At 33.1% G+C, this 20,996-nt stretch carries 15 protein-coding genes; 5 read left to right on the forward strand and 10 right to left on the reverse strand.

Going from position 1 to position 20,996, the window contains the following annotated elements; genetic code table 11:
- Positions 1-669: 669 nt before the first annotated feature.
- Both IEX65_RS15310 and IEX65_RS15315 read left to right on the forward strand, forming a co-directional pair.
- On the forward strand, positions 670-2,700 hold the full coding sequence (locus IEX65_RS15310; RefSeq protein WP_188766970.1) for an FAD-dependent oxidoreductase: 2,031 nt from the start codon (positions 670-672) through the stop codon (positions 2,698-2,700).
- Positions 2,701-2,704: 4 nt separating this feature from the next.
- On the forward strand, positions 2,705-3,451 hold the full coding sequence (locus tag IEX65_RS15315; protein ID WP_188766971.1) for a class I SAM-dependent methyltransferase: 747 nt from the start codon (positions 2,705-2,707) through the stop codon (positions 3,449-3,451).
- Positions 3,452-3,716: 265 nt separating this feature from the next.
- Here IEX65_RS15315 and IEX65_RS15320 read toward each other — a convergent pair whose 3' ends face one another.
- The 7 genes from IEX65_RS15320 to IEX65_RS15350 form a co-directional block, all read right to left on the reverse strand.
- Complete coding sequence (locus tag IEX65_RS15320; RefSeq protein WP_188766972.1) at positions 3,717-4,196, reverse strand: hypothetical protein; 480 nt, start codon at positions 4,194-4,196, stop codon at positions 3,717-3,719.
- A gap of 30 nt (positions 4,197-4,226) precedes the next feature.
- Positions 4,227-5,558: a radical SAM/SPASM domain-containing protein gene (locus IEX65_RS15325; RefSeq protein ID WP_188766973.1), complete on the reverse strand. Its 1,332-nt coding sequence runs from the start codon at positions 5,556-5,558 to the stop codon at positions 4,227-4,229.
- A gap of 165 nt (positions 5,559-5,723) precedes the next feature.
- Entirely contained in the window at positions 5,724-6,362 is a 639-nt protein-coding gene (locus tag IEX65_RS15330; RefSeq protein ID WP_188766974.1) for a recombinase family protein, read from the reverse strand.
- A 333-nt stretch (positions 6,363-6,695) separates the two neighbouring features.
- Complete coding sequence (locus tag IEX65_RS15335; RefSeq protein WP_188766975.1) at positions 6,696-7,124, reverse strand: hypothetical protein; 429 nt, start codon at positions 7,122-7,124, stop codon at positions 6,696-6,698.
- A 10-nt stretch (positions 7,125-7,134) separates the two neighbouring features.
- Positions 7,135-7,503, reverse strand: coding sequence for a DUF6896 domain-containing protein (locus IEX65_RS15340; protein ID WP_188766976.1), 369 nt, complete (start codon positions 7,501-7,503; stop codon positions 7,135-7,137).
- A 1-nt stretch (position 7,504) separates the two neighbouring features.
- Entirely contained in the window at positions 7,505-7,918 is a 414-nt protein-coding gene (locus IEX65_RS15345) for a hypothetical protein (protein WP_188766977.1), read from the reverse strand.
- 1 nt (position 7,919) lies between these two features.
- The gene (locus IEX65_RS15350; RefSeq protein WP_188766978.1) at positions 7,920-14,369 is read right to left on the reverse strand and encodes a DUF6443 domain-containing protein; all 6,450 of its coding nucleotides are present in this window, start codon (positions 14,367-14,369) and stop codon (positions 7,920-7,922) included.
- Positions 14,370-14,387: 18 nt separating this feature from the next.
- Between IEX65_RS15350 and IEX65_RS15355 the strand changes: the two genes are divergently transcribed.
- On the forward strand, positions 14,388-14,534 hold the full coding sequence (locus IEX65_RS15355) for a hypothetical protein (protein ID WP_188766979.1): 147 nt from the start codon (positions 14,388-14,390) through the stop codon (positions 14,532-14,534).
- A gap of 218 nt (positions 14,535-14,752) precedes the next feature.
- Here IEX65_RS15355 and IEX65_RS15360 read toward each other — a convergent pair whose 3' ends face one another.
- Positions 14,753-16,336, reverse strand: a complete 1,584-nt coding sequence (locus tag IEX65_RS15360; RefSeq protein WP_188766981.1) for a V-type ATP synthase subunit I domain-containing protein — start codon at positions 16,334-16,336, stop codon at positions 14,753-14,755.
- A 182-nt stretch (positions 16,337-16,518) separates the two neighbouring features.
- On the reverse strand, positions 16,519-17,580 hold the full coding sequence (locus IEX65_RS15365; RefSeq protein ID WP_188766983.1) for a dsDNA nuclease domain-containing protein: 1,062 nt from the start codon (positions 17,578-17,580) through the stop codon (positions 16,519-16,521).
- 414 nt (positions 17,581-17,994) lie between these two features.
- Between IEX65_RS15365 and IEX65_RS15370 the strand changes: the two genes are divergently transcribed.
- A complete protein-coding gene (locus IEX65_RS15370; protein ID WP_188766985.1) occupies positions 17,995-18,717 on the forward strand; it encodes an N-6 DNA methylase in 723 nt (240 codons plus the stop codon).
- A 24-nt stretch (positions 18,718-18,741) separates the two neighbouring features.
- Positions 18,742-19,656, forward strand: a complete 915-nt coding sequence (locus tag IEX65_RS15375) for a DNA-methyltransferase (RefSeq protein WP_188766988.1) — start codon at positions 18,742-18,744, stop codon at positions 19,654-19,656.
- 50 nt (positions 19,657-19,706) lie between these two features.
- On the opposite strand, the gene IEX65_RS15380 is transcribed toward IEX65_RS15375, so the two are convergent.
- On the reverse strand, positions 19,707-20,933 hold the full coding sequence (locus tag IEX65_RS15380; protein ID WP_188766990.1) for a site-specific integrase: 1,227 nt from the start codon (positions 20,931-20,933) through the stop codon (positions 19,707-19,709).
- Between the last annotated feature and the right edge of the window lie 63 nt (positions 20,934-20,996).

Here is a 20,996-nt window from a genome sequence, read left to right on the forward strand (position 1 = left end):
TGTCAAGTATCAAATAAAGGACAGAGGATTATAGATAGAGTATTGACTTAGTGTTTTGTAATAGTTTTCTGGAAATATCATCTTGAATTTTAGGCTTAGGGATAGAAGTGGAAAGCCCGAAGTGTATTAGCCTCGTGCGAAGTCGGACTTGAAACGGATAGCCCGACCGTAAGGTAAGCCCCACATGGTAGTTATGCTTTAATAGTGGTTGATAACATCTTTTACGGGTCAACGTTTTTAATCAATCATATGCCGAGAAAACCATTCCAAATTTCTTTCAAAACTAAACGTGTTATAATAAATATCTCGGCAACTTACTTTCAATTTGATTGAGTTAAGTTGCTTTCTGGTATGCTCTATTTCATAGTTTTTAATATTTTTCTCAAAAGCATCCACATGTGAATTACCGAATAATAAAAAAAATTGGTTTTGAAGACCAAATTTTTTAAATTGGGGAAAATATTAATGAGATTTAGATACAAATGTAAAGAAACGCTGATAGTTATTTAGCACAACGTTTCTTATAGATATTAGAAGTAGATTTCCAGCGTATTTTAACAAGAATCTTGAGTTATTATATTAAAATATTAAAGGTAAATAAAGTGTTATAACATAGTTTTTTTATTCATTCTAATTTAGTGATAGTGACGTTTATAAATAAAAATATTAATGAATCATTCTGAAGAATTTTTAGATAACTTAGAAGTTAACGGATTTAAAGATATCTATTACATTGGTACTCAACAAAGAGGAATTACAATTTTCAAACAACAAGTAAGAGCATTAAACCTTATCTATACATTAGAAAAAACCTCCAAAATACAAGAAGGATCGAGAATAGCAATAATTGGTGGCGGGATTGGAGGAGTTACCGCAAGTGCTGCGGCTCTTTCAATAGGATGCAAAGTTTATCTCTATGAAAATAAACCCATTCTTATGCATTTGCAAACTGGATGCAAAACCAGATGGGTGCACCCAAATATATATGATTGGCCAAGTCAGGGTTCTGAATTTCCTTATGCTGGATTACCTTTATTAAATTGGAAGGAAGGGTACTCATCAGATGTAGCACAAGAGATGCTAACACAATATGGATTAATAACGAAAAAACATGCAAATAATTATCGAGAATGTTTAGGCGTACGATTTGAGGATATTGATTTTTCAACAAAAAAAATTTTTCAGGAATATTCAACCAATAAAGATCATATCAAATTTGACGCCGAATTTGATATCATCATTGTTGCTACAGGGTTTGGTATAGAAGGTGGGTTTGATAGAAATAGTTTATTGAATGATAGTAATTCCTATTGGAGAAACGATGATCTTGATCAGCCTTACATAGGGAAAACAAATTCTTCTGAAAGAAAAATTATCATTTCAGGTACTGGTGATGGAGCATTAGTAGATCTTTTAAGGAGTACGTTAATCAATTTTCATCAAGGTCGTTTAATTTTTGATTTTTTCTCTAATTCTGTTGATATAGAAAACATTAAAGAACAGATAAACAAAATAAAGGAAAATGCAGGCATTTATGAAGATACTCATTCTAATTGGTTATACAGAAAATTTGAAGAGTTACCCAATGAGCTGTTAATTCCATTAAAAGAATATATCCACAAACAAAAAAGACAAGACACTAAAGTAACTTTACTTGGTAGGCAGAGTAGTATTAGTGATATATTTTCAACCAAAAAAATGTCAATTTTTAATGCATTTATAGTATATTTGTTACATACAACTGGTTGTTTTGACTATTATGGCGTTGCTAAAATATCTAAGAAAAAAGATAAAAAAATTAAAATTGATTTTCTGAAAAATTACAAGGGATTAAGCTCTACAAGTCTCTCTTATGACGTTCTTATTATGAGACATGGGCCTGCTATAGCAATAACCGACTCTTTAAAGTCACTTGGTATAATTGACCTTAAATTCAAGGATAGTATTGATACTTCAAATCGGATTTGGGATGCAGGTTGGCCTTCAGATTATATTGATAAAGTACATGGCACAGAATTTGTCCCCCCACTTACAAAGGCAATAGTAACTACATTTGTTGAAATTTTAAGTCAAACCTTATCATATTTTCATAAGGAAAGTAACCCTTCTTTTAGGGTGTCATTGAATAGATTCATAGAAATCAACAATAGTATTTTTTTTCAGCAATTATGTCGTTATGGTGGTACAATTAAATACGAATCTGAAAGTAATATAGGTCGTATTTTTAATGCCAAATTTGGATTAGTTGGGTACGCTGCGGCAATTAATGAAGCAGTATTGCTAAGGCGAAAAGGTGATTTTGATAAAGCAGTGAGTTTAATGGATGTAGATAGTTTAAAGTCGAATCCAATTAGACCAAGTTTAAATTCAATGTTAGCTATTCCTATTTACTCATTAGACAGCGATAATAACAAAAAAATCAACTGTGCGTTATATATAGATTCATCAGAAATAGATTTTTTTTCAGATAAAGTAATTGATTTAATTATTAACACTTGCCAAGGGTTTATAATTACTATTGACAAAATGGTAGTCAATAATGATATAAAGGTTGTCAAAAGTCAGATCAACGGCACAATTCCTGCTGGAAACAAGCATTCAGAAAAATTAGAGAGTATAAAAATTGGCGAGCAAATATCTTCTGGTTTAAAAGAAAAACTGTATTTTAATAAAATAACTTCACTGGATATATACGAGTAAAAAAATGACATTATTAACTTATAGTTCCTCATTAATAAAAAAGCTTGTTAATTCAAATGGTCATTCATTAGAATATATTGATGGTTTTTACGTAGATAAAAATTTACATAGAAAGCCTTTGCCGTCGGTTATTTTCCATCATGGAAAACTTTATTATAGATATATGGACAGGATTTTCAGCCCTACACCAATAAAAAAGATGGAGGCTAAGCAATCTATGTTGATGTGTGAAATAAGGTTGAAATATTTTGATGAATTTGTGGATGATGCTTATAATCTAAAAGTTATAAATGAGTTTATTTCATACATTCCTCCTAATAAGCATAGGTTAAATATATTAGATTTTGGCTGTGGAAATGGGAAGTACACCTTAGGACTAAAAAGTAGAGTTGAACAAAGTGAGGTATTTGGGGTCGATATTAGTATGAATGCTATTAAGTGTGCTGAAAAAAACTACCCAAATATATTTTGGTTTCATATCAATGATCAGACTCCATTGCCTTTCCAAGATGGATATTTTGATTTTATTTTTTCAAGCTTTGTTATGCATTTTAATATATCTAAATTCTTCATCTGTGAATTAAACCGTATTCTTGCAAAAAATGGGAAATTTATTTTCAATATTTATAATGAGAAATATTTCTCTAACGAACTATTTCAACATATGGAGAAATCAGGGTTTAGAGTTGATGAAATTAAACCATCGTTTCAAACAAATCAATCATTTTACATGGTGAAAAAAAATAAATAACAGTCGCCCAATTTGCGGATTTTGTATATTTCTATCTAAAATTTAATTAAGTAAAAATGCTATTGAGCACTTTTAGGTAAAAATCAGAATCTTTTTCTATTGCTAAAATACTTTATCTTAAATAAGCAGTAACACATTTATTATTTGAAAAATGGTGTAAAAAAAATTAGAGTTTATAACTACAATGAATAATTTTCTATTTGGTGATAAATTTAAGTATTTATATCTTTCAAAGATAAATAAAATTTATTTAACGTTGTAAACTTTAGTTATCTTCACTGTGTATGTGCCGAGAAAACCATTCCAGATTTCGTTCAAAACTAAACTTGTTATCATAAATATCTCGGCAACTTACTTTCAAAGTGATTGGGGTGAGTTGCTTTTTAATATCTTCAATTTCTTCTGGAGAATTGTTCTCTGTATTTTTATCGAATATTACGAAATAAGCATTGGGTAGAATTACCTTTTTATCTATACCTTTCAATGAAATGTGCCAATAAGATTTGGGGGCTAACTTTAGGCATTCGCTGATAGTTTTGTATGTAATGCCATCTTTGATAAAAACCACGTTCTTAATAATTAGTGGCCCCAAACCATTATTTTGGATATGAACATAGATGTGTGTTTTGCGGTCGCCGACATCAATCTGGCCTAATGGCTTGAGTGATTTTTCGTTGTGTAATCGTTGGAGATATAATTGGTAAAAAGTAGCCAGTAATGCTAATAATGAAATGATAATTGCCAAGAAACACCTGCCACTTTTGAATATAAGGATTTATGTCGCTATCATCTTATAATCTTGGAGTAATTTCAAGCGTTCTCTTGCTTGAAGTTCGTAAATCAATGGAATAAACTTATGATAAATAGTACATTGTGGGTCTTTGCCGTTAACTCTATATACAGGACATCCGCTGGTGCAAACTGCTTTGTATTTACATAGGGAACAATCGGTTGATTTCATATCTTCGTAGTGGCTACCTTGCTCAATCATATTAACTAAGTCCCTATCTTCATCAAAAATAGAAAAGGCAGGTTGATTGGCCTCACCAAAGTGAACATGGCAATAGTTCAATGTGCCATCTACATAAATAGCACCACCCGAAAACCCCGAAGTACAGGTTTGAAAACCTAACTCATTGGGTTTAAGGTCGCAGAATTGGTGTCGATTAGAGAAAGCCCAACCCGTTTGAATGGCATCTTGCATGATGGCGTAAGATTCTGACAGATATTTTTCGAGTAGTTGAGCATCAACGGCTTCTCCCTTAACAATGGAATATCTAAATGGCACATCTAAAGCAATTAAATAGTGGGTTAAGCTGGGTAAACCTTCCAAGTTATGATTACCCACTACTGTATTGACTGATACTGGAATATTATTGGCTATCAGTTTCCGAAGGTTTTCATCAATCACTTTGAAAGAGCCTAAGCCATTTCGGAACTTCCTTGCGGTATCATTATGCTGCTCCAACCCATCAAGCGATACGCCAAAACGGATGTCATTAGCTTTTGAGAATGTCAAAATATCTTCGTTTAGGATTGTTAGGTTGGTAATAAACGATACTATAAGCTTACAGCCTAAGTCTTTTAATATTGTCTTTGCCTCAACGATAAATCCTTTCCAAAACTTAAATTGTCCTAATGGTTCTCCACCCGCCAACCTTAATTTGATACTGGTTATTTTTCTACGATTAACCGTTTCAACCAACTTGTTTAGTAATTGCGTTTGCGTTTCTGCCAACATTCCGTTGGTTGTATTCAGCGTTGAAATGTAGCAATAGCCACAGGTAAGGTTACATTTATTGGTAGTATGAATCCAAAAATTCAACGATTGGGGTGTGTTGGGTCTTTTGGGTTTTGTAAAACTATGGTCGAATTTGATGATTTCTGTTTCAGCGAGTATGTTTAGGAATCCTTCTAAAACGTTTGGCTGTATTGATAGTTTTTCACAAAGTGTGGCTATGCTACTTTGGTTGTCAATAGCTGTGAGTATATCAAACTGAGCCTTATTCAGAATTCGCAATGAATTTGGATAGGCACAGTTGACAGCGTAAAAATATCTTTCATCAATTGGTTTTACCAAAAGGTGAGGGGCTTTGATAGGTTTCAACGTTATCTTGATTTGAGGTAGAACTATAGCCTGTGCAATCACAGTCGCTGTTAGGCGATAAATTAATTAGGGTGCTTTTGCCTGTCAATTTTGTTAGAATTGAGGAATCATCGAATAAGATGTCATTTTCATTTGCCATGATAAATAGAATTTTTAGGTGTATGTTTATTTTAAACGATTCATGAGATTGCCAACTGTACTTGGATGCCAACGACCTAAGCCTCTAAAAGTAGGAACGCCTTGTTTGTTGAGTTCTTGAGAAACTGCCCGCACGGTTGAAATTCCTTGATGTTTAAGCCGCTTGAGGAGAGGGGATAACCGTTGGGCAAATTCTTCGGCAGCTTTTTTATTAGCTTCTGAGAGTTTCTTGCCGTTTTTACCAAGCACAACACCTCGTCTTTTGGCCGCATCTAAAGCGTCTTTTGTGGTTTCGCTAATTCTTTGTCTTTGGTCTTCTGCTACTGCGGCCAGAATATGCAGGGTAAATCGGTTGGCGTGGGGATTATCTGTAACGATAATTTCGACGTTTGATTTAACTATTTTGGCGATTTGTTCAACGTCTCTTCCCAATCTGTCAAGCCGTGCTACTACTAAAACGCTGTGATTTTTCTTGCATAGTTCAAGTGCTTGTAATAGCCCAATTCTGCATCTACGGGTTGACTTAACCTCCACAACTTCGCTGGTTACGTCATAATCGTTGAGCCTACAATAGTTTTTGACAGCCAATTGTTGAGCTTCTAAGCCCAACCCACTCTTACCTTGTCTGTTAGTCGAAACACGATAGTATGCAACTGCTTGTTTCATAGGCCTTTATCCGTCTTTCTGTCCAGTAGTAAACGATCGTTTATATTTGTACGAAATTGGATTTGAAATCAAGTGTTATAATGAAAGGAGGCTCTGTAATTCAGGCATTTACGATAAGGAAATCACTCAAAAAAGTGACGAATTTGTCTATGAGTAAACGATGGTTTATTCATAGACAAATTTTTTTGAAGATTTTTTTTTGAAGTTACTTATCCTCGTTAGAGTTGGGTATTTAGAACGGGTGGTGATTTTGAAATTGAGGTAAGGGTGTAAAAAAGCCAACTATGTATGACGTAGTTGGCTTTGTAATAAATCAAAACAACAAATGTTGTACTATATAGTTAAAATATATTCTAATTTATGAGTCAAACTTTCAATATCTTTGTTCTGCCACTCTTTTTCTCTTACAATATTCAGTGTTTTTATTGCCGCTGAAATAATAGTGGTTATAAATTCTTCATATTCAATTTGTTCATCTAAAATATTTTTGTTTCGATTATAGCCTTTAAAGAAATAAAGATTTCCAACTCTATCAATAGTAAATTTTAGTGGACCATCCATAAATAAAAAACTACCGTTGTCGCAATTACTTGTTTTCATTTTTATTATCTCGTCCAGCCAAAAACTTAAAACTACGACTACAAAGTCATTCCAATCTTTTTCAGGAAAAAACTTTTTGTTTACTTCAAAATAAACACCACTCGTAATACTACCGAATGATGTTTTTGAAAATTCACCCACACTTATCTGTAAAATTATCATTTGAAGCTTCTTATTGTTGTTCTATTTCCCATTCTTTGGTATTAATGAGGTTTTCAATGTGGTCTTTAATTTCCTTAGGCTCATTACTACTATTTACAAATATCCAGAATTTATATTTATCAAGAATAAACTTGTCATCCTTATCAAAATCAAAAGAAATGATTTCTTTATTAGCAAACTCCACAGTGCAGCCTGCTCCATGTAATGAATATTCAATGGATTTCTTTTTATCTAAATATCCTGTCCTTGGTATTAAATCATTCCTCCATTTTTTTATCGGATTTTTTACGCCAAAGTTTGAAATAAACAAATCGACAACTATGGTGATATTTTTCTTATAGTTATCTAATAACTGGTTGATTATTTCTGTCTGCACCATACTATTTTATTAGACACAAGCCCTTTATATTTTCAGCATGATGCAAATCGAATATACCTTTTTTAGGTTCAATACAAATTGAAGTCTCGTTATCATAACTGTAACATTGTATATCCAAATTATTAATTGGTTCTATTTTAATACCATTGATGTCGGGAACATCCTTCTTTCTGGAATGTAGTTTAAAAAGATAATATCCCCCAACTACTATTTTTTCACAATCATTGATTATACCTACTTCTTTTCTTACAATTATTTTAAAAATACTATCTTGTTTTGAGGCATAAATAATGTTCCAGTTGTTTTTAGAATCAATTTTTTTTACCAAATAAGATAATTGATTTGTTTGATTAGCAATTTTTGAGTTTTTGCATGAACTTACTAAAACGATGATTAAAAAAAGTAATTTTCTCATTTTATTTAAGTATTTGGATTATTACATTATTTCCTTTGGGGTCTTTAACTGACCACTCAACCTTCTTCAAACTGGCAGGATAACCACCATTAGCATTCATTTGCAACACGTTATTAGAGGCATCATATAACGTTTCATAGACTTGTCCTGATTGTGCTGTTGCTCTATTATGAGCTGTTGGATAAACCGAATTAGAATTATTAGAAGCAGGTGATGATTGACCACTTTTTTGAGAAATCAACGCACCTTGATATGCTTCTGTAACTTCATGTAGCATATCTGCTCCAGCTTTTCCGTGTGTTGTACTCATTATACCTAAAACAACAGGATTTACTTCTTGTTCTGCTACAACAGTGTTTCCATTAGTCCCTTGTGTAACAGTATTTCCTGAATATGCTCCACCAATATAGAGGTTACCTGACTTAGTAAATTTTGTATTTTCAGCATTCACATTAACCACAATGCTATTATCATTTATAGCATTTACCAATTGTTTTGAATCTCTTGAAAGTTTACCTGTGCCATTTTGTGTATATGTAACCTTTCCATTGCTATCCATTGAAAGAGTTAAATCTTTCTGAACTGAGGCTTGTAATTGAGAAAATGCAGCTTGTGCTTCTTTTCCTTTTAATATAACATCATTAGGGTCTCTACCATCAGGGTCAGAATTCTTAACTGGGTTATTATACCCATATTGAAACAAAGTATAATTTTCTTGTCCCTGAATTACTGGATCAGTCTGATGAAAACGAATAATGTATGGGTCAAAAAAACGATTATTTAGGTCTATCCAACCTGTTTCGGTAATGGTTTCACGATTAATAAAACCAATATTATTTTTGTTTTGCGTTGAATAGTTTAATCCTGAAAGTAACACACCTGTTGGGTCTCTATCTTCAATTTGGGTAATAACAGGTGGTTTTCCTGTTGTTAAGCTATCTCTAAAACTCAAACGCAAGTTACCTTGATTGTCTCGGTAGTCATACTCATAAACCCATCTGTTATTTGTATAATCATAGGTTAATCGCCCTTCTTCATGATTAAGTTGATATACCTGACCATTTTTAGTTATCAAATCATCAGTATAAGCCCAAATATCATCTTGGGATTGAGAAACTATATGAGTTCTTCTTTTGATAAGTTTTCCAGCACCATCATAATAGAAATTTATCCAGTTACCATTTTCAAATTTTACTCTGCTTACTTTTTTCAGGTAAGAATTATAAATAATGCTATCTATACGTTTATTCTTATCTCTTCTTAAAGAGCCATCATTCCAGTATTCATAATCATCATTGCCTGAATTAGCGTCTATAAAGCCATCTAAAGTTGCTATATCAGAAACTGAAAGTAATTTATTACCATCATAAATATAGCTCAAATTATCTATCAACCCAGCACCAGACGTAGTTCTTGCTCCAGAAGTTGATAAATTGCCATTCCGTTTGAGATTAAAAATATTACCATTTCGGTCATAATTTAGTGTATCAATCGAATAATTATCCCCTGTATTTCCCCCCAAATATTGTGCCTTTTTTAGTCGGCTACTGGCATCATAACTATATTTAAATTGTTGTGCGTTGGGTATAATTGGGGTTTTCCAAGTTTGCTTTGAAATGTTTCCATCAAAATATCGCTTATCATCATTGTATTCTAATTTCATTGAAAATAAGTCATTTTGTTTGTTTCCGAGCCTTACTTGTTTATTCTTACAATTAATACAATTTATACCGCCTCTTATATAATACTCGTAGTCAATCGTTTGGAGGGCATCAACTATACCACTGCTACCTAAAGTATCAATTTGTGCTATGTAGGTTTGAGTGGTGCTATCGGCTGCATTTGCTACAAAACCTGCATTAAGTGTTATGGCTTTATTTGCTATATCTTGAGTATTAGCTTGCTCAAAAATAGGAGGTCTATCAATATAATTTGCTCCATTATCATCTATTTCGTAGTTTCCACTGGGTTTTATCTTCTTAGTTTTTAATCTACCAATGTCATCATATTGATACTGAGCTATTGTAAATTGAGAGTCACCACCTATCTGAAAATTAAATTGTGACTTTTTAAAAGCATAGTCATACGTATAGTTTTTGGTAACGATAAAAAAAGATGATGGTACTGAATAACTTTTGAGGGTCTGCTCTAAATAACCCGAAAATAAATACCTATTTTGTCTGTTGCTTATTAAACCATTTTGTTCTTTTTTTCTTACTTGGATAAGTCTATTTTTATAATCATAGTAATTAACTTCATGGTTCATGCTTCTACTTTCTGTATTCCGCAAAATACTTCCTGTTAGTAAACCTTTTGAATCAGGATAGGGAGTAAAAGTATAATATTCATAGTTTTCAGGTCGCCATGTTGCATAACTATCGTAGTAGTTAACCATCATTGCTTTACTTGAATCAACAGAAAATGGAAAACTTACATCTGTATAGTAGTTAGGCTTAGAGGTATCAAAACCTTCACTCCTTATTATTTGAGAATTAAATTGTGTCTGTAATGATGCTCTTGTATCTGTATTTGACAGTGTTAACTCGCCCGAAATAATATTACGATTGAGTGAGTCATACTTCATAAATAGCCATTTATTACTGGTTCTTTGGTATTCGTCTTGGCTTAATACTTGGCGGTCTTGCTTATCAAATATACTGTATATTTTACCAGTGTTAGGTATATGACTCTCTACTCTCCTACCTCTTTCGTCATATTTATAAAAGAAAACAAAATTATTCCATGCTGTACTGCCACTGGCCATACTGGCTTGTAGGGCATAGCCTTCTGGTTGAATAATTGCTAACTCACGCCCCAAACCATCATAAATGAAATAGGTTGTTAATAAGCTATCTTTTTTATACTCTACTTGCTTTTGTATTAATCGGCCTCTTTTATCACTTATCTCAATGCTTGTGTTTCCTTGTTCATCAATGATTCGTTTCTTAAAAAGGCTTCGTGCAGGGTATGTTCCATTAAGGTTTATATCGCCTGTGCTGGCATTGACTGTGTAATACGGAACATTTACTCCTGCACTTTCGTAAAATATTTTTGTACTTCTTTTAGCCGTTCGCCAAGCATTCCCGACCCCAAAAGCCTCTATGGCACGGTTTAAAGGAGAACTTTCGTAAATAGTGCTATCATAAGGTTTAGAGTCCGCAAAAAAGCTCTGTGCAAACGGTAATGGATTCGTGTTGTAATCAGGAAATGTCGTTATCGTTGGGGCAATGGGGAGTGTGGTTGTAACTCGTCCATACTTATCATATTTCATATCTGAATAGATAATATCGTAATAATTCGGGCTGGGGCTTTGTCTATCTCCTATTGTTCTTAAAGGTCGCCCCAATCCATCAAAATATTGGTGGTTTATCTCAGCATTTCGATAAGAATTCAAATTACTTTCTAAGGTTGTAGCAATCCTTGCGTTCCGAGTGATAACTTTATTGTAAAAATCAAGACCTTGAGTCACACCATGATAATATTCGTTTTTGGTCAGAAAATAACCTAAATGGTCTTTTGTAGTGGCAAGCCGTTGTAAGCCATCATAACTAAAAAATGTTTTCAGTCCGTTGGGTGAAATAGTAAGACTTAACCCAATATTAGGACGATAACTAAACCATGAAACATAAGTTGTTTTGGATAGGCTATTTCTAAAAGTTTCTAAACTTGTTAATTGCGTATTTGAAAGCTGCGTAATACTAAAAATATTTTCTGTAATTCCTGCACTTGCCAATTTTGCCGAAACCTGAGCATGATTAGCATTTTGCACCTGTGCTAATACTAATGATTTATTATACCCCCAAATTAAAGTTGTTGGAATATCATCAACTTTATATTCAATCACATTACCAGTAGTATCATATTTAGTATAATCTACACGTTTTTCAAGTGTTGTACCTGTAGGAGTAACCCAAACCGATTTAGGAACAAAACTGGAATCTAAACCTCGTGCATTTATGATTGAATCAAGAGCTTGATATACCGTCTTTTGCTTGAATAATACACTTATATTTCCGTTTAACTCTTCTTTCTCAATATTTTCAAGTGTTAAATCAAGAATATTCCGAACTCTCATCTTTAAGGCTATTGAATCGGCATCGTAACTGGCATCTGTTGGATATACTGTTTCTTGGATTCTTTTTTGGTTGGTATAGCTGTCTAAGTTTTCCGTTTTCTTAACCAACAAATTATTATCGTAGAAAAACTGCTGCTGTGTGGTTACACTATCACGCCACACAGTTGTCTTCTCTAATGGTCTGCTACCTGTCTGATATAGCACTTGTCCATAAATCATTGTTGGGAAGCTGGCATAAAACTCGGGACTATCAGGACATGAAGTCCACGGAACAAAGCCACTACCTTCTATAATATTGGGTGTACCAATAAATGCCCCAATTAGCGATGAACTGGCCTTGGGATCATTTGAAATGTATTCATTGGTAGTACTTTCTACTAAAACGTTACTCGCATTAAAAGTTTGTTTGCTTAATAAATTACCTCTTAACCAAGGTTTCACGTCTCTTGAATAATAGTTGTTTTCATCAATGTAAACATCATTCCTAAAATCAAAGGTATAGTCGTTATACCCATTTTTTACTGAATCATTGGCTGCTTCAAAATATTCTTTGACATGGGTATAATAAAGCGGTGCTTGGTCAAAACTGCCAACCTCCAAAAAACCATTTTGTGTAAATATTGCTTGGTCAGCCCTACTACCACCATTCACTGTTGTGCTTAAATGTTCTAACTTCTGAATTTTAGGAACTTGTGCATTTTCAGGAAACCAATTAGTCGTAAATCTTCCGATATTGTCAGTGCCAGTAATGCCGTAAGTATAGCGTCTCAATAAAGCTGGACTTGTAATATTAGGGGTGCTTTTAATAGATTTTACACGTAATCCACCAGCTAATTTAATGCTATTGTTAAATTCATATTGGTTATTTTCAAAATCGAACTCTGTATAACCCAGCGTGGGAAAAGTAATTTTTTGTAATACACATTCTTTTGCATAGGTACTCACTGTTTCTCTATTAGCAGCACCATTATTAATATTAACTCCAGCATAGCTACCAACACTTATTAAATGTGTATTTGATGTGCCGTTGTAATATCCAAAATAATCTTGACGAGGGCGATAGCTATCACTGCTATTCCATGAGAAATTGTTTGTAAAATAGCTAAATTGATATGTTTGGGCTATTTGTTGACTGGCATCATTAATTGTAAGAGATTGAAGTTTCAATCGGGTTTCACTTACCCCCTGAAAATAACCATAGTTAAATGTAATCGTTCGCATCAATTCATACGACCCATTCTCAAGGTTATAGAATTTTATTTTTTTCAAATATCTGCTATTTGGTAAATCTTGACGCTCAGACTGAGCAGATTGTTCAAACTCTACATAACCGTTTTCATGGTTAATTTTATAGATATTTGTTTGGGATATGGTTGATTCCGTGCGTGTTTCTGTTGGTGTAACTGTGCCTTGCAATGGGTAAAATTGAGGGCAATAAGCTGGTTCGTTTTGGTCAGGCTGGTAAGGATAGCACGTTGGGTTTCGGTTATAATAAATAGTTGCTGAATAACTCAAAGAGGATAATAACTGCGATCCACCATTTTGATATTCAAAGTTCAATTTATCATTATTATTTGGAGCGTTTATTTCAGTAATCAGCCAGTTATTAATATAATTTCTGGTGCTTGCTCCTGTGGTTATATTAAAGGTTTCATGGGCAAAATTACCATCGCTCTGTAAACCAAAAACAAATTGCTGCCCTTCTTGATTAATCAAATCAAAATGGCTAATAATCCCACTCGTATTAAGGTGTTTGTTGATTTTTACAGGTTGGAAGGGTAACAAAAAATGTGGACTGTCTGTCTGTCCTAAATAAAATTTACCCGAATTCTTGAAGACATTAAATGAAAATAAATCAGGTAAAATATCACCTTGTCCCGCTAAGACATCTTTTCCAAAAATATAATCGTCATAAAAACTACAAAAATTACGTGGAGCAATGGGTACATTTAGGTAATTATTACCGTAAGTTCCATCTTTGTCATCTGCCTGACCTCTCACGCTCCTATTCAATGATGGCCCATAATCGAGACTCCAGCCCCACCCAACCCAAGATGCTAAATCATCAATTTTAAAACCAGAGGCATGATAACGCAAAACAATAGGGTTGTTTAATGAACCACTGGCGGCATTGCCTAATACAATTTTTATATCGGGAATACCAGTAGCCAGATTAACTTGATAATCGCCGTGTTTCTCAATACCCGCCGCATTAGGAGATAAGGGAGAAAAGGTTGGAATGTACTTTTTGTACTGGTCTTCGGCAGATAAAAGCCTTCTAAGTGTGTCTTTTGGTGGTTGTTTTTGGCCAAAAGAAAAGTGAGGAATGTAAATAAATGTACAAGCAATAACAGCAAAAAATAGTACCTTTTTCATGTGTGAAAATGGTTAAAAGTGAAAAATGGATTTAACTTTTATACTACTTTTTGGGTATCTATCAAAAATGCGTGGACGGTTGCCACTACTTCGTATCTGAGGGGGTCGAATCCCTTTCCCACAAAGCAAAGCAACGCCCACGCATTCGTGAGCGTTCAGCTTTAACTTTCCTGTGGGATTGAAATCTTCGACCTTTCAGATACAGGATTGTTAGCTATAACGCTATATTTTCAATGTTGTGTTCGCTTTAATTTGCGATAAATATAAATGATTATTCAATAAAAAAACAAACTATATTTATTTTGTGGTATAAAAAGGTGATAAACTACCAATATTGGTGGTATGCAAATGTATAAGTATTGATCTTTATACGTTATCTACTCCTACAATAAGTTGTAATTTTTAAAAATACTTTCAACTTCTTTAAACATGGTTTCTTTAAGGAGCTTATCTCCATCTAAATTGAAAATAGAAGCTTGACTTTCAAAGGGTTTTAGGTGATTGTTTTCCATTGCACACAAAAATATCTGGTTATTCTCTGGGATATTATTGAGTAGTGTTTCAACTATTTTATCATAGTTAGATTCTGATTGTTCCTGTTGATTTGGTGTATCTATAACTAATGGTGCAATTACTTGAGTGCCAGTATTGCAAATCATTTCATAGATTGTTAAATAATATGCAAGTATCGTTCTCGTATTCTCGGCGGCTCCGCCTTCTTTGTATATCTTTGTAAAATCTAAAGGAGATTCTATTTCCGACATATTAATACTATTAATGTTCAATAACTTTAAATATCGTTTGAAAATTTCCAGAAAAGAAATGTTTATGGTTTCTTTATCTTCCTTACTTTGAAGTTGTCTTTTTTCACTTTCTAAGTCTTTTATAAGAACTTTAGAGCCTTTTTCTTGTAATAAAAGCTCTTTCTTTTTCTCATTTACTCTAAACCTTAAAGAAGACTCGGCAATTCCATTGATAGCATCTGAATAACTGATAGTTTCATTTTTATATTTTATATACTTACTGTTAATTAAATTTATACTATCTCTAACAGCATTCAATTTTCTTTTTTGAGTAGATATTTTTTCATCAATTATTGATATAGCTTGCTTTATCTCATTAAGTTGATTTTCTGCATTTACTTTATCCGTCAAAATAGACGCCCTGTTAATAATGCTATTTTCATGAATTTGGCCACAAAGCGGGCATTCTAAATAGTCTTCTGGAATATTCTCAACAGCAAAAACATAATCTTTTTCGTACTCAAGAACTATTTTTGAAGCAATATTCAGTTGATGTGAAATTTGAGTTTTTTCAGTTTCTAATTGGGCTAAAGTATTATAAATTTCTTCTTGGTTCTGAGCTAATGTAACCAGTTCAACTTCAATCTCTTTTGTAATTTGTTCTACAACATTAGGGTCAATTGAGAAATTTTTTTGTGGTAGATAGTCTCTTAAAACATTGAATGTAGTATCAATACTTGTAATTTGAGAACGATAGTTTTCATTTTTTCTCCTCTCTAAAAAGAGTTCTTCTTGTATTTCAAAATATCTATCGGAAATCAAACCAACATCATACTTAATGAGGTCTTGCTTCCAGTTTGCATACTGATCTAAGTTTTCAAAACTATTCCAAGGAAGACTCCAACTTCTTCTTTGGTCAATGTAGAACGGTAAAAAATAGTATGCTGGAGGTGGTGTTTCTAATGCCTCTGTTTTTCTATTGGGTAGTTTAAAATTGAAGTTGATAATAGTTGATAATAACTTTGAAAACTCTCCTGAAACTTTTGGAAAAGAATATCGCTGATTATTATTTACATCTATTAAAACAATTTCATTCTTATGTCTGAATATTTGATAGATATTTTTATCTACTGAAAACTCTAAAAGAGTTTTACAATCAAAAGATTTCCATGTAGCATCTAAAACTGGGTCACAGCCCAAACTCCAAAATAATACCTTTGCCAATGTTGATTTACCAACAGTATTATCAATACTTGTTATCAGGTTTAATCGTTTCTGGAATAAGAACCGATTTGCCGATTTTAATGTATTCGATATTATTAGCAGTTGATTGAATCTTAAGTTTGACATGTTTTCTTGTTCGTAAGTTTCGGATTAATAGTTTAAAATTGTCTGATGTCATAGTTTTAATTACCAGTTAAGTATTCACAAATTATTGCTGCTTTTATATCCAGCGGACTACCTAATTTCTTCGCAATGCTTTTATCTAAATTTTCATCAACTAATTCAATCAGTTTAGCTATTGAGTTTTCACAATATGGCTCATTTTGTGTTAATTTTTTCTGAATTTCATTCTTTGTATCTAACTGAAAGATAGTATTGCTTAGCCTAAGTGTTTTATATCTCTTATACGATGCCTTAATTTGCTTTTTATCCATAAAACCTAATCCTAATTCTGAAACAATATCATCAAAATCATTCTCTTGATCTTGTCTTCTGTCATCGAAGATAAACATTTCAATTACACTATCAACACTTTCACTTGTCAGTGTTTTATGGTGTTTAAACTGCTCCCATTCGGAATAATCTTGTGTAATTACACCTTTTCTAAACATCTCATCTATAAGGGTTCTATAAATTTCAACTACCTTAGAATAGACATCACCATGTATGTTTCTTATTATTTCAGATATAATTCTTATAAGCATGTCTCTACAGCCGATCTCTTTTATATCAGGGCAAATAAAATATATATTGTTAGGAAGAGTGAATGTCGTATCTTGTATTTCTGTCCGTATTTGGGTTTCTATATCATTTCTTATTGCTAATGATAAACTACCAATAGGAAATTTGGCTACATTCAGCTTATTATCTTCAAAGTTGAAGCCATTCGCTGATACAAGATTAATTTCTTCAATATTGTTAGAATATGGTTTCTTTATGCAACTTTTTAGTAGTTTCCCTAAAACTGAACTACCATTTTTTTGTTTTAACAGGTCGGTTTTATTCATCCTTCCTTTTAAGGATTTGACTTGGTAAAAGTTATATTTAGCGGTTTCAGGTTCTAAAGAGTTTATAAAAATTACGTCTTCATGATATTCCATTGCAACCGCATACTTAGCATTTTTGGTATGATTGCATAATGCAGTATATAGTCCAAAGTGATATTGGTATAAATATTTGGCAAAGGTATTTGCCCCCGATACCTCTCGTTGTGGTTCTAACAATGGATTTTTCTTTTTCACCATTCAATTTTTTTATTTACCCTCTTTATGAACTTTCTTAGGCCTTAAACTTTGTATTATATGAAATAATTATAGAGAATTAAAGAACACAATTCTAATATGTATTGTACCACATTACAAGAAAAAAAAGATTTATTTATTATTAGGTATTAGAATATGGGATTGAAGAGAAAAAAATCGACATATTTTATTTTCTCAGAGTCTTTTACAATTTGATAGACGGTCAATAAATGCAAAATGACATACTACATCTTAATATTGTTTGACTTATATAAATTAAGATACTTCTCAAAGTAGTGCCTATTGTACTGTATCCTATCTTTTAAAGGTAGGTACATCATGAAAGATATAGTTAAACTTATCCACCAGCTCTCACATAGGCACAGCACCTATAAGGTTTACTCGGATTTTGTTGAAATGTCTGCGATCGCTTATAGCAATGTAACCGATAAAATCCAGTATGAAACACGAGAAAAGCGATATTTAGATATTGTTCAGCAATATAAAAAGGAGGAAATTAACGAGTTCCCACAATTGCTGGCCATGCTCGTAAACCACTTAGAAGAAAGTCCCAAAGATGTTTTGGGCGATGTATTCCACGAATTAGAATTGCATAATGATAAAAAAGGGCAATTTTTCACGCCTTACCCTCTTTGCCAAATGATGGCAAAAATGATAATTGGCGAAAATGCTAAAGACATCGTAGCAGAAAAAGGCTTTATAAGCGTTTCTGAGCCTGCTTGTGGCACTGGTGCTATGGTTATAGCGGCTGCTCAGGAGCTTTGCAATCAGGGTGTCAATTATCAGCAAAACTTACACGTCACGGCTGTTGATTTAGACCCAACCTGCGTTCATGCGACTTTCGTTCAATTTTCGCTCCTACATATCCCTGCAACAGTTATTCATGGCAATACCATTTCATTGGAAGAATATAGCCATTGGTTTACCCCTGCCCATGTTTTAGGGGGTTGGGGACGAAAACTGGAGCAAAGAAACCGCTATAATCGTTTGAAAGAGTTTATCACCACAGACAACACGGAGATTACTTCGCAACCTGCTCCCCCTACTTTTGCCCCAAAACAAGAAACAGTTAGTCATTCTTCTCTAAGTGGGTTTGGCTCACAACTTAAATTGTTTTAAGATTAAAAGGTGTTTTGTCTGAAAATGATTACCCCTTTTTTCAAATCCAATGATAAATCATTTTATCTATTTCAAGGTAATTCCATAGAAATATTACCTCAAATAGATTACAAGTTTGATATGGTTTTTGCAGACCCACCCTATTTTTTATCAAATGATGGTTTAACCGTTAAAAATGGTAAGGTTGCAAGTGTAAACAAAGGAGAGTGGGATAAATCAGATAATTATCAAGCTATAAATATTTTTAATCGGAGTTGGTTATCTGCTGTCCGTAATAACATGAAAGACAATGCCACTATTTGGATAAGCGGAACAATGCACAATATATTTTCAGTTGGGCAACTGCTGCATGAATTAAATTTTAAAATACTAAATATCGTTACTTGGCAAAAAACTGACCCACCAGAAAATTTTTCTCACAAATACTTTACGCACTCAACTGAGCAAATCATTTGGGCAAGAAAAAACGAAAAAATACCTCATTACTTCAACCATGATTTAATGAAGCAAATGAACGAAAACCAACAAATGCAAGACGTGTGGAAGTTGCCAGCCGTTGAATTTTGGGAGAAGTCTTGTGGAAAACATACCACACAAAAACCACTTTCAGTACTAAATCGTTTAATTTTGGCATCTACCAAACCAAGAGATGTTATACTTGACCCTTTCACTGGCAGTGGTACAACAGGTGTTGCTGCTAATTTAGCGAATAGGCGTTTCGTAGGGATAGAGCAAGAATTAGACTTTTTAAATCTCAGTCGAAGGCGTAAACTTGAAATTGAGAATCAAGATACTGCAACTCTATATCGTAGAAAAATTAAGGATTTGGAATGTCTCCATAGGGAAAAGTCATTAAAAGATTTTACTTCAAACTTTGAACAAGACACCCCTAATCACATTACCAATTCGTTGAAAAAAGTACCACCACTATCCATGTAAAGATTTTTATCACTTATACAGTTTTTGCTTTTACTGGCATATAACGTTAGTTACAACTTATTTTTCTCAGGTTGAGTATTTAGCACTTTATCCAAAGCATCATCGGCTTGTTGGGTTGTAAAGTTTGATTGATAGCCCATCGTGGTAATAATACTGCTATGACGATAAAGTTTTTGTAAAATTTGTACGGGAATCTTTTCATTTGCCATTTGGGCAAATGAATGACGTGCTATGTGCATCGTTAATTTTTTATCTATTTCTGCTGCTGGTGCAACTTGTGTTTTAAGACATTTATCTAATGCACTTGTTTTAAACGCAATCGTTCGTTGAGTAACGAATTTATTATCAAGATTTACACCCTTTAATTCTGGAAATACAAAATCGTCCTTATTCTCTTTGAAAGCTTCATATTGTTTAAGAATAGTATCAGCTTTGTCAGGGATTTTTAAAGAGCCTACCTTTTGATTTTTACCCATAGAATAGTGTAAACGGTCGTTTTGAAAATCAGACCAACGTAATCGTAAAACATCACTTATTCTAACACCTGCAAAATAATACGAAAAAAGAAAAAGATTACGAGCATGATTGGCTGCACCTGATAGTTCAACATTTTCAAGTCTTTCTATTTCTTCGGCATTTAGCCCCACTTTAGTGCTTTCTGGGAACTTTATTTTCATTTTCCCTTTGCCAAACGGGTAGTATTTTTCATCTACTACACCTTCTTTGATAGCAAAGCTGAAAATAGATCGCATCACTACGATATGGTTTATAGCCGACCTTTCGGATAAATTAAGTTTAGACTTAACATGGTTTTGAAACCGTTCTAAAAGCGAAACAGTTATATCTTGAAATGCAATATCTTGTTTTATAAACTCTTTAAAGTGTTTTACTCTTGGTTTATCAGATGTATATTGATTATATTTGCCTGCTTCTTTCAAGCGTTGTAGGTATAACTCGGCTTGAGGAAAGAATGTTGAAGCGGCGGACGGCTTGATTTTTTGCTTTACCGATTGAGACGAAACATAATTTCTTTGTGTTTCAAGCTCCAATGAGTGGTCATTGGCTTCTGATAACTTTTTGAGAATGTAGTTATTGAGACGAACAGAATTAGGGTGAGATTTTTTAACTCGTTGTTTAACTTCATCCCAATCGTCTTCGTTAAGATTGTAGCCAAGATGAATAAAAGATGTTTTTCTATCTTTGGTGATACGCAAAGCTAAAGGGAATGTCCCTTCTTTATTTTTCTTTTTACGAAGAACAAGTTTTACATTTGCCATGATATGGGTACAACTTTTGGTACAACATAGGTACAACAATTAAAGGTTTAACGTGGTACTTGG

It is taken from the genome of Emticicia aquatilis (assembly GCF_014644295.1).
GTDB lineage: Bacteria > Bacteroidota > Bacteroidia > Cytophagales > Spirosomataceae > Emticicia > Emticicia aquatilis.

Bases quoted from the DNA above. Each gene is read 5' to 3' on its own strand.
- IEX65_RS15310 (WP_188766970.1), top strand. From the start codon at position 670: ATGAATCATTCTGAAGAATTTTTAGATAACTTAGAAGTTAACGGATTT.
- IEX65_RS15365 (WP_188766983.1), bottom strand. From the start codon at position 17,580: ATGGTGAAAAAGAAAAATCCATTGTTAGAACCACAACGAGAGGTATCG.
- IEX65_RS15345 (WP_188766977.1), bottom strand. From the start codon at position 7,918: ATGAGAAAATTACTTTTTTTAATCATCGTTTTAGTAAGTTCATGCAAA.
- IEX65_RS15350 (WP_188766978.1), bottom strand. From the start codon at position 14,369: ATGAAAAAGGTACTATTTTTTGCTGTTATTGCTTGTACATTTATTTAC.
- IEX65_RS15380 (WP_188766990.1), bottom strand. From the start codon at position 20,933: ATGGCAAATGTAAAACTTGTTCTTCGTAAAAAGAAAAATAAAGAAGGG.
- IEX65_RS15335 (WP_188766975.1), bottom strand. From the start codon at position 7,124: ATGATAATTTTACAGATAAGTGTGGGTGAATTTTCAAAAACATCATTC.
- IEX65_RS15330 (WP_188766974.1), bottom strand. From the start codon at position 6,362: ATGAAACAAGCAGTTGCATACTATCGTGTTTCGACTAACAGACAAGGT.
- IEX65_RS15315 (WP_188766971.1), top strand. From the start codon at position 2,705: ATGACATTATTAACTTATAGTTCCTCATTAATAAAAAAGCTTGTTAAT.
- IEX65_RS15340 (WP_188766976.1), bottom strand. From the start codon at position 7,503: ATGGTGCAGACAGAAATAATCAACCAGTTATTAGATAACTATAAGAAA.
- IEX65_RS15375 (WP_188766988.1), top strand. From the start codon at position 18,742: ATGATTACCCCTTTTTTCAAATCCAATGATAAATCATTTTATCTATTT.
- IEX65_RS15370 (WP_188766985.1), top strand. From the start codon at position 17,995: ATGTCTGCGATCGCTTATAGCAATGTAACCGATAAAATCCAGTATGAA.